Below are 13487 nucleotides of genomic sequence, written 5' to 3'. Positions count from 1 at the left end.
CCGSCACTACCAGAACCCGCTTTCCGAACCCTCACCGGCGCGCTGATGCGCTGCCCGCGCTCGCAGGAAACTGTCAGGAGGGGGCGGGGGCCGCTGGACAGGACCGTTGGCGCCAAGGATGGCGCCATCGAGCACCATGGAGGGGCTTTTGCGTGTCCTGGCCAGCGGCCCCCGCCCCCDCCCACACGGATCAACAAAAGCGCCGGCAGGCGAACCCGCCGCCAGCGCTTTCATCAACTCAACTCAACCAGTCCTTGCACGCGCCATCCACCTGGTCACCGCACGCCTGCTGCATCCGCTGCTGCAGCCGTGCCAGCGTCTCCGCACCCTGGTGCTTGCCGCTCCACGTCTTCAACTGCCCGGCCAGGCGCTCGAAACGCTGGCGGGTACGCTGGTGGTAACCCGACGGCTGCGCCTCCAGCTCGGCGATCAGCGACGCGGTCGCCTGCTCGATGCGCGGTGCATCGTCCGGCGCCAGCTTCAGCAGGCCTTCCACGTACAGCACACCCCATTGCACGCGGGTGGCCGGGCCCTGTGCACCATCGTAGGCGCGCTTCAACCACTCCAGCGCGCCGGCGGTGTCGCCGCGCTGCTCGGCCAGTTCGGCCAGCTCGGGCATGTAGTAGTACGGCTGCTCGCTGCGCTTCAGCTCGGCCAGCAACAGTGCCTCGGCACCCGCGTCGTCACCTACCTCGCGCAATGCGTACACCGCGCTGCTGATCGTGGCCTGGCGTGCATGCGCATCGGTGGCGGCGGCATCGGCAGCGGCCACGCGCTGCTTGACCCGCTCGACCAGCGCCGCGGGCAATGCGTCCTTGGGCTGCTGCTGGCGGGCCAGCGATACTTCGGTCAGCGCACGCGACAACGCGTCGTCGGCGCGGTCACCGCGCTCGGCGTCGGCACGCTCCAGTGCGACCAGCAGCTGCTGTCCGAGCGTGTTGCTGGTGGCCGGGCCGGCACTGGCCTGCTTGACCAGCTGCACACCTGCATAGCCGAGCAACTCACGGTTGCGGCGCACTTCCGCCGGTTGTGCCAGTACGGCCTGCAGCAGCTCGCGCACTTCGGTGGGCGAGGTATCGGGCTTTTCGGCTGTGGCCAGAGCCAGCAGGGCGAAACGGCGCTGCAGGGCGGCGTCGGGTGCCGCCCTGGACAACTGGCGCAGCACATCCTGGCTCCTGCGCTCGCCGGCCAGGCGGTTGGCGTCCACTTCCCAGCCGTAGTCGCCCAGCACCTGCCAGTCTTCGGCGGCCAGCCGGTCCGGCGTTGCCAGCGCGGTGGCCAAGGTGGCCGCAACAGCACTGCGGCGGCCAGCGGCGACGGTCAGTGCCCGGGTCAGTTCGGTGGCGTCATTGCCACCGGCCACGCGGGTGATTTCGTTGCGCTGTGGGTCCAGCACGATCAGGGTCGGATAGCCGCGTACGCCGAAGCGTTCGCCCCAGGCCTGCGCACCTTCCTCGTCGCCATCCAGGTAGACGGGAACGAATTTGCTGGTCAGCGCGATGAAGGCCGGGTCCTTGAACAGGCCCGCCTTGAGCTGGTTGCACGGCGGGCACCAGACCGCACCCCAGTACAGCAGCACCGGCTTGCCGCTGTCGGCGGCTTCGGCGAAGGCATCGTCCACATCGCCCTGGCGCCAGGCGATGGCGGACGCCGGCGCGGGTGCCTCGGCGGAGTTGGCGGTGGATACCGGGGCCGGGGTGCAGGCGCTCAGCGCCGAAGCCAGCAGCAACACGGAAAGCGCGACGCGCATCGGCAGCATCTCGAAGGGCAGGGTGACAGGTCATTGTAGGAACCGCCGGGGAGCCTGCTGATTCAGTTTGCTTATGACAGGCGTGCCGCAGGGCATGACGCCCACCGGGCATTGCCGGGCGGATGCCTTCAGGCCGCTGCCCGCACCATCTGCTGGTACACCAGCCCGTTGATCTCGCCGACCTCGCCATCCAGCACAAAGCCATAGCGCAGGTAGGTAGGCACTGCATTGAGCGAGGCGCGCACCGTCAGTACCGGCTCGCGTACCTGCGGCAGCACGGCTTCGAACAAGGCATGGCCGATGCCCTGGCCCTGGCAGGCGGGATCGACGAACAGCATTGCCAGGTGCCGGCCCTCCTTCAGTTCGACCACGCCGACCACGCGCGCATCCTGTTCGGCCACCAGGATGTGGTTGTCACCCTGCAGGCGCGCACCAAATGCGTCGGCTGCTGCGACACTGCCGAAGGTGGCGATACCGGCAGCGCTGAGCGAAGGCGCCACCGCTGCAGTGAACGCAGCCAGGCACACCGCGCTGATCGCGGGCAGGTCATCGACGTGGGCAGGGCGGATCGTCGGCATGCAGTGTTCTTCCAGTGGTGGGCGGCGCGTCATCGTCGCCGCAGGCCTGCGCGCTAAGCTGGCGGCATGAGTGATTTCAATCCTGCTTACGCTGCCTTGTTTCCGCAACAGGGTCTGAGCCTGGGCCTGATGACGCCTGTCGCCGCACATGGGCTGGCCGATCCGCATGAAGCCAGGCGGATCGCACGGCTGGCCGATGATCTTGGCTTTGCCGCGCTATGGACGCGCGACGTGCCATTGATGGTGCCACAGGGCCCGGATGCGACAGCGAGCGCGCTGGATGACCCGTTCCTGTGGCTGGGCATGCTGGCTGCCGCGACCGAGCGCATCGTGGTCGGCAGTGCAGCCATTGTGCTGCCGCTGCGGCAGCCGTTGCAGGTGGCGAAGTCGGCGCTGAGCCTGGACCGGATCAGTGGCGGGCGCTTCGTGCTCGGGCTGGGTTCGGGTGACCGCCCGGAAGAATTTGCCGCGTTCGGCGAGGATCTGGAGGGCAGGGCGGCGGCGTTCCGTGAGCGCTGGACGTTGTTGCGCGCAGCGTTGTCACCAGAGGCCGATGAAAGGACCGCTGTACTGCAGGCGACCGGCGGCTTCGACGTGCTGCCGGCGCCGGCAACGCGCATTCCGATGCTGGTGGTGGGTACTGCGCGACAGAGCCTGCAATGGATCGCGCGTGAGGCCGAAGGCTGGGCCACCTATCACCGCGAGGAGGTTGCGCAGGAAGGACGCATCGGCCTGTGGCGGCAGGCACTGGCGCAGCGCGGCGGGCCAGGCAAGCCGTTCGTGCAGTCGATGCTGCTGGACCTGCAGGCGGATCCCCAGGCGCCAGCCGAGCCATTGCCGCTGGGCCTGAAGGTCGGCCGCGATGGTCTGCGTGACTATCTGCGGCGCGTGCATGCGCAGGGCGTGGCACATGTGATGTTCAACCTGGTCGACAACGGACGGCCGATGGACGCGGTGCTGCGCGAGATCGGCGAGCAGGTTATGCCGGATGTGCTCCGGTAGGTGCCCACCCTGGTGGACACGTTCCAGCAGTCGAGCACGGCTCGACTCTACATGGGGTTCGCATCTGCGTATCATTCGCATTTGATACCCCGATGCCGGAGCTCCGCGTGACCCAACGTTCCCCCATGCACCCGACTGGACGCCTGTTCGCGGTGGTCGCTTTCATCGAGGCCGTGACCTGGGCCGGCCTGCTCATCGGCATGTGGATGAAGTACGGCCCGATGGCCAACGTTGCGCTGGTCAAGCTGTTCGGCCCCCTGCACGGCGTGGCGTTCCTGGTCTACGTGGCGGTGACGCTGTTCGCGGCAGTACGCCTGCGTTGGCCGTGGTGGGCCAGTGCCCTGGCCCTGCTGGCAGCGATCCCGCCGCTGGTGACGCTGCCGCTGGAGTGGTGGTTCAAGCGCCGTGGTCTGCTGGGCCTGCGTGCAATGCGCTGAACCCACTGTTGCATGACCATTCAAGAGAATGGGTATCAAATGCAAATACGAGCCGTTATCATTTAAGGATGGCATCGGGCCCTGAGCAGGACTGATGCCGGGCGGGGGCGTACAGACGCGCCCGGCCATCCTTTCCTGTTACGGCTGGTGTTTCATGCACGCACGTCCCGTCGTTCCCGGCTTGCCGGCGCTGGTGTTGGCTGCCCTGATCGGCACCATGGCGATGATGTCCTTCGTCGCGGTGATCGGTCCGGTGGTCCGCATGCTCGGCCTGTCCGAGTGGCATGCCGGCCTGTCGGTTACCGCTGCAGGCGTGTTGTGGATGCTGGCCGCGCGCCCGTGGGGCCAGCTCAGCGATCGCATCGGCCGCAAGCGCGTGTTGATGCTGGCGATGAGCGCCTACACCGTTGTGTACATCGCGCTGGCAGTGTTCATCGACGTTGCCCTGCAGGCGGTGCCGCCGGTGCTGGTATCGGTACTGGTGCTGGTGGGGGCGCGTGGCCTGATCGGCCTGTTCTACGCAGCGGTGCCGCCCACCGCTGCGGCGCTGATCGCCGACAAGGCGCCAACGGGACAGCGTGCCAGCTTCCTCGCGCGGCTGGGTAGCGCAAATGCATTGGGGATGGTGCTGGGCCCGGCTGCCGCTGGGTGGCTGGCCTATACGAATCTGTCGCTGGCGCTGTACGTGGCCGCCCTGCTGCCGTTGGTGGCGCTGGTCCTGCTGGCCTGGCGACTGCCGGCCACGCCCCCGGTGGCGGCCAGCAATGCACAGCGTCGCGCGCCGATGAGTCGCCTCGACCCGCGCCTGCGCCTGCCGCAGCTGGCAGCGTTCATTGCGATGATCTCGGTGACCATCGCACAGGTCACGGTGGGCTTCTTCGCGATCGATCGCCTGGGCCTGGATGCGGCTGCCGGCGCACGCATGGCGGGCATCGCGCTGACAGCCGTCGGTGTCGGCCTGATCCTGGCGCAGGCGCTGGTGATGAAGCTTGACGTGCACCCGCGCCGCTGGATCGTCATCGGCGCCCTGATTTCCGGCATCGGCTTTGCCTCGGTGGCAGGCGTGCAGCAGCCCTGGCAGTTGCCAGCTGCCTACGCGCTGGCAGCGCTCGGCATGGGCTTCGTGTTCCCCTCGTTCCAGGCGCTGGCCGCTGACGCGGTGGACGCGCACGAGCAGGGGGCTGCCGCTGGCACCGTCGCTGCCGCACAGGGATTGGGCATGGTGGCCGGGCCGATGCTCGGCACGTTGTTGTATCGCGGCGGGCACAGCCTGCCTTACCTGCTGGTCGGTGTGCTGCTGCTGTTGCTGTGCGCGCTGGCCGCAGCGTATCGGATGAAGGAGACCCCATGAACGATTCCCTGATGCAGGGGGCGTGGCCGGAAGCAGCGACGGTGCCGCTGGAGAGCACCGACGACGCGTCGCTGTTCCTGCTGCAGCATGCGGGCCAGCACGTGCACGCACGCGGGTGCCGCGCCGCGCTGCCGGTCGGTGCACTGGCGACGCTGGCAGAGCGCGTTTCGGAGTTCTTTGCCCAGCAGCGCGGTGGTCCGGGCCTGTTGGTTGGCGCGGTGCCGTTCGAACCGCGTGCGGACGATGCGTTGTACCAACCCGAGCGCCTGTTGCCTGCGCTGGCATTGCAACCGCAGGCCGCACCGCCGCTGGACGGCGCCCTGCGGGCCGAGCCTGTGCCGCAGGACTATGCGTCAGCGGTTGCCGCGGCGGTGCAGGTCCTGCGTGCGCCCGAGCAGAACCTGCACAAGGTGGTGCTGGCGCGCAGCCTGTTGGCACGCACCCGCCAGGCGCTTTCGCCGGATGTACTGCTGGCACGGCTGGGCGCGGACCCTTCGGTGGCCACCTATGCGGTGCCGCTGCCGGTCGAACTGGGGCAGGCCCCGGCCTGGCTGGTGGGGGCAACCCCGGAACTGCTGCTGCGCAAGCGCGGTGCCGAACTGCTGTCGCATCCGCTCGCCGGGTCAGCACGCCGCAGCGCCGATGCTGCCGAGGACGAGCGTGCCGCGCAGGCGCTGCTGGCCTCGACCAAGGACCATGACGAGCATCGCCATGTGGTGGACGCCATCGTCGAGGGCCTGGCACCGTACTGCAGCCACATCGATGCACAGCCTCGGCCGGTGCTGCATGCCACCGCCAGCATGTGGCATCTGGGCACCCGCATCCACGCCACCCTGAAGGATCCGCAGACGTCTGCCGCCGAACTGCTGGCACAGCTGCACCCCACGCCGGCGGTCTGCGGTACGCCGCGGCTGGCGGCACTGCAGCGCATCCGCGAACTGGAACCGGTGCCGCGCGGCTTCTACGCCGGCGCCGTGGGCTGGCTGGATGCGCAGGGTGACGGCGACTGGTACGTGGCGATCCGCTGCGCACGCCTGCAGGGCACGCAGCTGCGCCTGTATGCAGGTGCCGGCATCGTCGCCGACTCGGAACCCGAGGCCGAGGTGGCCGAAACCGCGGCGAAGTTCGCTGCCCTGTTGAACGCGCTGGGTGTCCAGGAATCCGCGCCCGTCATCGAGCCTGCCGCATGACTACCTCCACTGATTCCTCCCGCCTGCCACTGCAGCAGGTGTGGCCTGATGAACTGATGGCGCGCTATCGCGAGGCCGGCCACTGGCGGGGCGAGACCTTCCCGGCGTTCCTGCGCGAGCGCGCGGAACGCTATGCGGATGACATCGCGGTGGTCGCCGGCGATGTCCGCCTGAGCTACGCGCAGCTGTGGCACGAAGCCGGTCGCATCGGTTCCGGACTGCTGGCACTCGGCCTGCAGCCCGGTGAGCGGGTGCTGGTGCAGCTGGGCAACACCGCCGGATTCATCACCACCGTATGCGGACTGTTCCGTGCGGGTCTGGTGCCGGTATATGCGTTGCCGGCGCATCGCATCACCGAACTGGTGCACTTCGCCAACAAGGCCGAGGCCAGTGCCTACATCACTGCCGACCTGCACGATGGCTTCGATCATCGCGGGCTGGCGCGGGCGCTGCAGGCCGAGGTGCCGGCACTGCGCCACGTGGTCATCGACGGCGATGCGGCGGAGTTCACCGCGCTGGAGGCGCTGCAGGGCGATCGCAGCGAGCTGCCGGCCGACCCGGATCCGCAGTCGGTGGCGTTCCTGCAGATTTCCGGTGGCAGTACCGGGCTGTCCAAGCTTATTCCACGCACGCACGACGATTACATTTATTCGTTCCGCGCCAGCAATGCGATCTGCGGCATCGACCGCGACAGTGTCTATATGGTCGCGCTGCCGGCCGCACACAATTTCCCGATGAGTTCGCCGGGTTTCTTCGGCGCCTTGTACGCGGGTGCCCGCGTGGTGCTCAGCCCGGGCCCCGGCCCGGATGCAGCCTTCCCGCTGATCGCGCGGGAGCGGGTGACCTGCTGTGGGCTGGTGCCACCGTTGGCGTTGCTGTGGGCCCAGGCGGCCGCCACCAGCAGGCACGACCTGTCCAGCCTGCAGGTACTGCAGGTAGGCGGCGCCAAACTGGTGCCGGAAGCCGCGCGGCGGGTGATCGACGGCCTCGGCTGCGCCCTGCAGCAGGTATTCGGCATGGCCGAGGGGCTGGTGAACTACACCCGCCTGGACGATCCGGAGGAACTGATCGTGGCCTGCCAGGGCCGGCCGATCAGCCCGGACGACGAAGTGCGCGTGGTCGATGACCATGACCAGCCGGTGGCCGAAGGCGAGGTGGGGCATCTGCTGACGCGCGGCCCTTACACCATCCGCGGCTACCACAACGATGCGGTGGCCAATGCGCGCTCGTTCACCGACGACGGCTTCTACCGTACCGGCGACCGTGTGCAGCAGCTGCCCGGTGGCTACCTGGTGGTACAGGGCCGTGCGGGTGACCACATCAACCGCGCCGGCGAGAAGATCTCCGCCGAGGAGATCGAGGACCACCTGCTGGCACATCCAGGCGTGTTCGATGCGGCCGTGGTCTCCATTCCCGACGAGTACCTGGGCGAGCGCAGCTGCGCCTTCGTGATCCCGCAGGGCGAACCGTTCAAGGCCCCGGCACTGAAAGCCTGGATGCGCGGGCGCGGCCTGGCCGCATTCAAGGTGCCCGACCAGGTCGTGTTCGTCGACAGTTTCGATACCACTGCGGTCGGCAAGATCAGCCGCCGCGAACTGCGCGCGCAGCTGCGCGCGCGTCATCTGCAACAGACAGGAGGAACGCGCTGATGGCGCTGCCCCGTATCACCGACTATCCCTTGCCGACCGCCGCCGAACTGCCGCAGGCGCGTGGACCGTGGCGCCCGCAGCGCGATCGTGTCGCGCTGCTGGTGCACGACATGCAGCGTTACTTCCTGGCCGCATTCGACGCCGGCAATGCACCGCTGCGGCCGGCCGTGGACAACATCGCACGCCTGCTGGCGCATTGCCGCGCGCACGGCATTCCGGTGTTCTACACCGCCCAGCATGGCGACCAGGACCGCCGCGACCGTGGCCTGCAGGCCGACCTGTGGGGGCCGGGCATGCGCCGAAGTGCCGACCACGAGCCGATCATCGAGGCGCTGGCACCACAGCCGGGGGAGCACGTGCTGGTGAAGCACCGCTACAGCGCGTTCCAGCGCAGCAACCTGGAGACGCTGATGCGGGTGCGTGGCCGCGACCAGCTGCTTGTGACCGGTGTGTACGCGCATATCGGCTGCACTGCGACCGTGGTGGAGGCGTTCCAGCGTGACATCGAGGCCTTCATCGCCGCCGATGCGGTGGCGGACTTTTCGCGTGCCGATCACGATCAGGCGCTGCACTGGATCGCACGCACCTGTGGCGTGCCGATGACCACCGATCAGTTGGTGGAGGTGCTGTGATGGCTGCCACGGGTGATGCGCTGGATCTGGAGCGGATGCGTACCGACGTTGCGCGCGTGCTGGAGTGCACGCCGGCCGAGATCGGTGACGACGACAACCTGATCGACCTGGACCTGGACTCGATGCGCATGCTCGGCCTGGTCCTGGCCTGGGGCAACACCGGGTTGCCGCTGGAGTTCTCGCAGCTGGCCGAACACACCACGCTGCGCCAGTGGTGGGGTGTGGTGCAGGCGCTGCAGGCCGCGCAGAACGCATGAACGTCGCTGTGCTGGCCACGCCGGTGGCACTGACCGAGGCCCAGGCCGGACTGTGGTTCGCGCAGCGGCTGGCACCGGACAATCCGTCGTTCAATACCGCACATGCGGTGTGGATCGACGGTCCGCTGGATGTGGCCGCGTTCGTCGCCGCGGCGGACCAGGCTGCGGGTGAGGCCCAGGCCTTGGCACTGCGCTTTGCCGAGGGGGCTGACGGCCAGCCGTTGCAGTGGCATGACCCGGCGCACGTGCCGCGGCTTTCGGTGCGTGATGTTTCCGCCGAGGCGGATCCCGCCGCTGCGGCCCGCAGCCTGATGCAGGCCGACCGGCTGAGCGCGGTCGATCCGACCCGCGACCGGATCAGCCAGCAGGTGTTGTTCGAACTGGGCGGAAAGCGCTGGGTCTGGTACCTGCGCGTGCATCATCTGGCGGCCGACGGGTACGGCATGGCGCTGTTCACTGATCGGGTGTGCGGGTTGTATGCCGGCCGTACGGGTGAGCCACTGCCGGGGCTGGCGGGCATGCTGGCGGATGATGCCGCCTACCGTGCCGATCCACGCCGCGTGCAGGCCGGGCAGTGGTGGCGTGAGTACATGCAGGGCGCACCGGCAGGCGTAGGCCTGGCCGGCACGCTCGCGGCCAGCAGCGACGCGCTGCGCTGGGTACAGCCGCTTGACGCAGTGTTCCGCGATCGCCTGCTGCAGGTATCGGCAGGTTGGCTGCAGCCCTGGCCGGATGTGCTGGCCGCGTTGTCGGCCGAGTACCTGCGGCGGATGAGCGCCGCCGATGAAGTGGTGCTGGGGGTGCCCTACATGGGGCGGCTCGGCAACGCATCGGCGCGGGTGCCGGCGATGGTGATGAATGTGCTGCCGCTGCGGGTGGCGGCCGGCGAGGGCAGTGTCGAGGCGTTTACCCGGGCATTGGGCCGGCAGCTCAGCCAGGGCCGCAAGCACGGCCGCTACCGTGGCGAGCAGTTGCGCCGCGACCTGGGCCTGGTGGGCGCCCAGCAGCGCCTGCACGGTCCGCTGGTGAATGTGCAGCCGTTCTACAAGCCACTGGCACTGAACGGCGTGCGGGCGACGCTGGAGGTGCTGTGCACCGGGCCCGTGGATGATCTGACGCTGGGCTTCCGTGGCGACGGCCAGCACCTGCTGGATCTGGAGATCGAAGCCAATCCCGCGTTGTACAGTCGGGAGGATGTCGAGGCGCACGCGACCCGGTTGCTGCATTTCGTATCGGCGGCGCTGGAGGCCGGAGACATCGCGGCGGTGCCGCTGGCCACCGTCGCAGAAGCGCAGCAGGTGGTGCATGGTTTCAATGCCACCGCGCATGCGCTGCCACAGACTACGTTGGTTGAACTGCTGCAGCAGGGCATGGACCGTGATCCGCACGCGCCTGCGCTGGTGTTCCGCGACACCACGCTGGACTACGCAACGCTGGAAGCGCGGAGTTTCGCGCTGGCGGCACAACTGCGCGCGATGGCGGTCGGTCCGGGCAGTGTGGTGGCGGTGGCATTGCCGCGCTCGCTGGAACTGGTGATCGCGCTGGTGGCGGTGCTGCGTGCGGGTGCCGCCTACCTGCCGCTGGACCTTGCCCATCCCGATGAGCGCCTCGCGCGTATTCTCGCCTCGGCGCAGCCGGCGTGCGTACTGGCTGCGGCAGAGGTATCGGCGCGCATGGACGGTGTGCCGGTGCTTGCCCCCGACCAATGGACCGCGCTGAGTTTCGCAGCACCGTGGGCCGATCCGGCGCCCAGCGATGCAGCCTATGTGATCTATACCTCCGGTTCGACCGGCGAGCCGAAGGGCGTGGTCATCGAGCACCGTGCCATCGTCAATCGCCTGCTGTGGATGCGCGAGCACTACGGCGTCCGTTCCGATGACCGTGTTCTGCAGAAGACCCCGGCCACGTTCGATGTCTCGGTCTGGGAATTCTTCCTGCCGCTGCTGTGCGGCGCGACGCTGGTGGTGGCGGGTCCGGACGCGCATCGTGATCCGACCGAGCTGGCACGGCTTGTGCGTGCCCACGACATCACCACCGCACATTTCGTGCCGTCGATGCTCGACGCGTTCCTTGCCGCGCACGCCTCCGAAGGCCTGCAGCTGCGCCGCGTGTTCACCAGTGGCGAGGCGCTGGACGCATCGCTGCGTGATCGTTTCCATGGGCGCGTGCAGGCCGAACTGCACAACCTGTATGGCCCGACCGAAGCGGCCGTGGACGTGAGCTACTGGCCGGCCTCTGCGCAGGACCGCTCACAGCCGGTACCGATCGGCTTCCCGGTCTGGAACACCCGCCTGTACGTGCTGGACGCGCGGATGCAGCCGGTGCCGGTCGGTGTGGCCGGCGACCTGTACCTGGGCGGCGTGCAGCTGGCACGTGGCTACCTCGGCCGCGATGATCTGACCGCCGAGCGCTTCCTGGCCGATCCCTTCCTGCCGGACGAGCGGATCTACCGCACCGGCGACGTGGCGCGCTGGCGCCCCGATGGTGCGGTCGAATACCTTGGCCGCAGCGACCATCAGGTGAAACTGCGCGGCCTGCGCATCGAGCTGGGCGAGATCGAGGCGGCACTGCGCGAGCTGCCGGGCATGGAGCGCGTGGAAGTGCTGCTGCGCCAGGACACGCCGGGCGATGCGCGGCTGGTGGCCTATGTGCCAGCGGCGCTTTCCGATGCCGTGATGCTGCGCAGCCACCTGGCCACGCGCGTGCCGGACTACATGGTGCCCTCGGCATTTGTTGGCGTGGATCACTGGCCGGTGACCGCGAACGGCAAGCTCGACCGCAACGCCTTGCCGAAGCCGCCGCAGAACGAGATTGCCGGACTGGCGCCGCGCACGCCGCTGGAGCAGGAGCTGGCCGTGCTGTTCGCCCAGGCGCTGGGCCGCGATGCGCCCGTGGCGGTGGATGCGGACTTCTTCAGCCTCGGCGGCGACTCGCTGTCCGCGGTGCACCTGCTGCTCGCGATCGAGCAGCGCTGGCGCTGTGACCTTGGCCTGGGCGCTTTGTTCGCGCAGCCGACCGTGGCCGCGTTGGCGACGCGCATTGCCGAGCCGCCGGCGCTGGCCGACCACGCGTTGGGCCCGGTGATCTCGTTGGCTGCCACTGATGCTGACGGACCCACTCCGTTGTTCGTGCTGCACCCGGCCGGTGGCATCGCCTGGAACTACCGGACGCTGGCGCGCGCCCTGCAGCCGGCACGCCCGGTATATGGCCTGCAGTCGCCCGCGCTGGATCCGAAGCGGCCGTTGCCGTCCAGCATCGAAGCCATGGCCAATGACTATGTGCAGCGGGTGGTCACGCTGCAATCGAAGGGGCCGGTGCACCTGCTGGGCTGGTCGGTGGGTGGCATTCTCGCCCAAGCGATGGCGGTGCGGTTGCATGAGATCGGGCGCGAGGTCGGCGAACTGGTGCTGCTGGACGCCTATCCCAGCGAGTGCTGGCGGGCCGAGCCGGAGCCCGATGCCATCGCCGCATTGCGCGCACTGCTGGCAATTGCCGGCCACGACCCGGACGCACATCCGGAACTGGACAGCCGTGAACGCATTCTCGCGTTTCTGCGCCGCGGCGGCAGTGCGCTCGGCAGCCTGCCGGATGTAGTGCTCGATGGCGTGGTGCGTGCGGTGACCGGCACCAACCGGTTGATCCGCGAACACATCCATCAACCCTTCGACGGCACGCTGGTGCACGTGCGCGCTGGCCGGGATCATCAGGCGCGGCCGCAGCTGCAGTCGGCGTTGTGGCGCACGCACGCGCGCAGGGTGCAGGCACTGGAACTGCCGTTCCTGCACGCCGAGCTGACCGGACGCGATGCGGTGGCGCAGCTGGCGCCGTGGCTGTCGGCGCGCCTGCGCCACTGGGATGAGCAACAGGAGATCGCAACATGCAGTTGACCGGCTTTGAAGGTCGCGTGGCACTGGTGACCGGCGCCGCCGGCGGCATCGGCGAGGCATTGGTGCGATTGCTGGCTGAGGCTGGCTGCACGGTGGTGGCGACCGATCGCGAGGCGCCCGGGGCAGTGAGTGAGCGTGTACAGGCCTTTGCCCTCGATGTGACCGACAGCGCGGCGGTGGATGTCCTGGTGGATCGTGTGGAAGCCAGCATTGGGCCGATCGGCCTAGCCGCAAGCGTGGCGGGTGTTCTGCATGTGGGAGCTGTTGCGGAGACCACAGATGCAGATTGGCGCCGGGTATTCGCGGTCAATGCGGATGGCGTGTTCCATGTCGGGCGTGCGCTGGCGCGGGTGATGTCACCGCGGGGTCAGGGCGCGATCGTCACCGTCAGTTCGAATGCCGCCGGCGTGCCGCGGCACGGCATGGCGGCCTACGCCGCGTCCAAGGCAGCCGCCACGATGTTCACCCGCTGCCTCGGGCTGGAGTTGGCGCCGCTGGGCATCCGCTGCAACATCGTCGCCCCGGGTTCAACGCTGACCCCGATGCAGACCGGCATGTGGCAGGACGAGCATGGCGCAGAGCGGGTGATCGCCGGCAATCTGGAGACCTACAAGGCAGGCATTCCCCTGCGCAAACTGGCCACCCCAGAGGACATCGCGCACTCGGTGATGTTCCTGCTCTCCGAGCAGGCCGGGCACGTGGCGATGAGCGACCTGTATGTGGACGGCGGCGCCACCCTGCGCGCCTGAGCTTC

At 68.7% G+C, this 13487-nt stretch carries 11 protein-coding genes; 9 read left to right on the top strand and 2 right to left on the bottom strand.

Going from position 1 to position 13487, the window contains the following annotated elements; translation table 11 throughout:
• Positions 1–238 precede the first annotated feature (238 nt).
• Entirely contained in the window at positions 239–1759 is a 1521-nt protein-coding gene (locus D7Y61_RS21000; protein ID WP_180869098.1) for a thioredoxin family protein, read from the bottom strand.
• A gap of 119 nt (positions 1760–1878) precedes the next feature.
• Positions 1879–2328: a GNAT family N-acetyltransferase gene (locus tag D7Y61_RS20995; RefSeq protein WP_065723495.1), complete on the bottom strand. Its 450-nt coding sequence runs from the start codon at positions 2326–2328 to the stop codon at positions 1879–1881.
• A 66-nt stretch (positions 2329–2394) separates the two neighbouring features.
• Here D7Y61_RS20995 and D7Y61_RS20990 point away from each other — a divergent pair, with 66 nt between their 5' ends.
• The 9 genes from D7Y61_RS20990 (at position 2395) to D7Y61_RS20950 (ending at position 13482) form a co-directional block, all read left to right on the top strand.
• The gene (locus D7Y61_RS20990) at positions 2395–3330 is read left to right on the top strand and encodes a TIGR03571 family LLM class oxidoreductase (RefSeq protein WP_180869096.1); all 936 of its coding nucleotides are present in this window, start codon (positions 2395–2397) and stop codon (positions 3328–3330) included.
• A 125-nt stretch (positions 3331–3455) separates the two neighbouring features.
• Positions 3456–3767 carry a DUF3817 domain-containing protein gene (locus D7Y61_RS20985; RefSeq protein ID WP_049401317.1) on the top strand — a complete coding sequence of 104 codons (312 nt, stop codon included), beginning with the start codon at positions 3456–3458 and terminating at the stop codon, positions 3765–3767.
• A gap of 154 nt (positions 3768–3921) precedes the next feature.
• A complete protein-coding gene (locus D7Y61_RS20980) occupies positions 3922–5118 on the top strand; it encodes an MFS transporter (protein ID WP_180869094.1) in 1197 nt (398 codons plus the stop codon).
• The gene (locus D7Y61_RS20975; RefSeq protein ID WP_180869092.1) at positions 5115–6308 is read left to right on the top strand and encodes an isochorismate synthase; all 1194 of its coding nucleotides are present in this window, start codon (positions 5115–5117) and stop codon (positions 6306–6308) included. Before D7Y61_RS20980 ends, D7Y61_RS20975 begins: the two co-directional genes overlap by 4 nt.
• Positions 6305–7957, top strand: a complete 1653-nt coding sequence (locus tag D7Y61_RS20970; RefSeq protein ID WP_180869090.1) for a (2,3-dihydroxybenzoyl)adenylate synthase — start codon at positions 6305–6307, stop codon at positions 7955–7957. Before D7Y61_RS20975 ends, D7Y61_RS20970 begins: the two co-directional genes overlap by 4 nt.
• Positions 7957–8589 carry an isochorismatase family protein gene (locus tag D7Y61_RS20965; protein ID WP_180869088.1) on the top strand — a complete coding sequence of 211 codons (633 nt, stop codon included), beginning with the start codon at positions 7957–7959 and terminating at the stop codon, positions 8587–8589. Before D7Y61_RS20970 ends, D7Y61_RS20965 begins: the two co-directional genes overlap by 1 nt.
• Positions 8589–8846 (top strand): phosphopantetheine-binding protein, encoded by a 258-nt coding sequence (locus tag D7Y61_RS20960; protein ID WP_180869086.1) that lies wholly within the window; start codon positions 8589–8591, stop codon positions 8844–8846. The genes D7Y61_RS20965 and D7Y61_RS20960 overlap by 1 nt, the downstream gene beginning before the upstream one ends.
• On the top strand, positions 8843–12733 hold the full coding sequence (locus D7Y61_RS20955; protein WP_180869085.1) for an enterobactin synthase subunit F: 3891 nt from the start codon (positions 8843–8845) through the stop codon (positions 12731–12733). The genes D7Y61_RS20960 and D7Y61_RS20955 overlap by 4 nt, the downstream gene beginning before the upstream one ends.
• Entirely contained in the window at positions 12724–13482 is a 759-nt protein-coding gene (locus D7Y61_RS20950) for a 2,3-dihydro-2,3-dihydroxybenzoate dehydrogenase (protein ID WP_180869083.1), read from the top strand. Before D7Y61_RS20955 ends, D7Y61_RS20950 begins: the two co-directional genes overlap by 10 nt.
• The last annotated feature ends 5 nt before the right edge of the window (positions 13483–13487 follow it).

It is taken from the genome of Stenotrophomonas maltophilia, assembly GCF_013464485.1.
Taxonomy (GTDB): Bacteria; Pseudomonadota; Gammaproteobacteria; order Xanthomonadales; family Xanthomonadaceae; genus Stenotrophomonas; species Stenotrophomonas maltophilia_AW.
Note: the sequence above shows the minus strand (reverse complement) of the source record. Positions and strands in the feature narration are given on the sequence as shown.

Bases quoted from the DNA above. Each gene is read 5' to 3' on its own strand.
- D7Y61_RS21000 (WP_180869098.1), bottom strand. From the start codon at position 1,759: ATGCTGCCGATGCGCGTCGCGCTTTCCGTGTTGCTGCTGGCTTCGGCG.
- D7Y61_RS20995 (WP_065723495.1), bottom strand. From the start codon at position 2,328: ATGCCGACGATCCGCCCTGCCCACGTCGATGACCTGCCCGCGATCAGC.
- D7Y61_RS20990 (WP_180869096.1), top strand. From the start codon at position 2,395: ATGAGTGATTTCAATCCTGCTTACGCTGCCTTGTTTCCGCAACAGGGT.
- D7Y61_RS20985 (WP_049401317.1), top strand. From the start codon at position 3,456: ATGCACCCGACTGGACGCCTGTTCGCGGTGGTCGCTTTCATCGAGGCC.
- D7Y61_RS20980 (WP_180869094.1), top strand. From the start codon at position 3,922: ATGCACGCACGTCCCGTCGTTCCCGGCTTGCCGGCGCTGGTGTTGGCT.
- D7Y61_RS20975 (WP_180869092.1), top strand. From the start codon at position 5,115: ATGAACGATTCCCTGATGCAGGGGGCGTGGCCGGAAGCAGCGACGGTG.
- D7Y61_RS20970 (WP_180869090.1), top strand. From the start codon at position 6,305: ATGACTACCTCCACTGATTCCTCCCGCCTGCCACTGCAGCAGGTGTGG.
- D7Y61_RS20965 (WP_180869088.1), top strand. From the start codon at position 7,957: ATGGCGCTGCCCCGTATCACCGACTATCCCTTGCCGACCGCCGCCGAA.
- D7Y61_RS20960 (WP_180869086.1), top strand. From the start codon at position 8,589: ATGGCTGCCACGGGTGATGCGCTGGATCTGGAGCGGATGCGTACCGAC.
- D7Y61_RS20955 (WP_180869085.1), top strand. From the start codon at position 8,843: ATGAACGTCGCTGTGCTGGCCACGCCGGTGGCACTGACCGAGGCCCAG.
- D7Y61_RS20950 (WP_180869083.1), top strand. From the start codon at position 12,724: ATGCAGTTGACCGGCTTTGAAGGTCGCGTGGCACTGGTGACCGGCGCC.